Here is a 389-nt window from a genome sequence, read left to right as displayed (position 1 = left end):
GTCCTGGTCCGGGTACCGCGTGGAGTGCACCCCGAACGCGGTGGCCAGCCCGAGGATCTTCTCCGCGCGCGCCTTGCGGGGCAGGTCGGAGCCGTTGCGGATCTCGCCGCCGTCGGCCTCGAAGTCCGCGAGGAACTCGTGGGCCCACGCCAGCTCCTCCTGGGACGGGCTGAGCCCCTCGTTCACGGCCGCGCACTGCTCCGGCGCGAGGCACAGCTTGCCGGTCATGCCGAACTCCGCGGTCACCGCCGTCGCCTCGGCGAGCTTCACGCCGGTGGAGCCCACGGTCGGCCCGTCGATCGCGCCCGGCAGCCCCGTGGCCCGCGCCGCGATCGTGAACTGGGACCGCGTGTACGCCAGCGCCATCGGCGACTCGCCCAGGCCGGTGT

The 389-nt window shown here is 74.3% G+C and carries 1 pseudogene; it reads right to left on the bottom strand.

From position 1 onward, the window contains the following. Nucleotides 1-389 (bottom strand): annotated as a pseudogene (locus IR141_RS12995) (hypothetical protein); the annotation flags it as partial.

The sequence above is a fragment of the Neisseria sp. 19428wB4_WF04 genome, from assembly GCF_015235335.1.
Taxonomy (GTDB): domain Bacteria; phylum Pseudomonadota; class Gammaproteobacteria; order Burkholderiales; family Neisseriaceae; genus Neisseria; species Neisseria musculi.
This window is presented reverse-complemented; position numbering and strand designations above follow the sequence as displayed.